Below are 237 nucleotides of genomic sequence, written 5' to 3'. Positions count from 1 at the left end.
CGTCCCAGACGGCGTCCTGCCGGGGGGCGAGGTGCCCGGTAGCCCGCCGGTACGAGCGGAACGCGGCGAGCTTGGCCTCCCAGGCTTCTTCGCCGGGTTCCCAGACCGTGCCGGCCTCGGGTGCGTCGAGCAACTCCTTGCGGCGCGGCTCCAGCTCCCCGGCCCGCAGCGCCTTGCGCTGCTGATGCACCCACCTGCCCAGCGGAAAGGACTTCGTCGCCCCGACCTGTACCTCGG

General features: G+C 73.4%; 1 protein-coding gene. It reads right to left on the bottom strand.

Annotation, left to right across the window (positions count from 1 at the left end; translation table 11 throughout):
* The coding region (locus ADK41_RS15380; RefSeq protein WP_030837882.1) for a helicase associated domain-containing protein at positions 1-237 on the bottom strand (237 nt) is incomplete at both ends.

The sequence above is a fragment of the Streptomyces caelestis genome (assembly GCF_001279005.1).
In the GTDB taxonomy this organism is placed as follows: Bacteria; Actinomycetota; Actinomycetes; order Streptomycetales; family Streptomycetaceae; genus Streptomyces; species Streptomyces heliomycini.
Note: the sequence above shows the minus strand (reverse complement) of the source record. Positions and strands in the feature narration are given on the sequence as shown.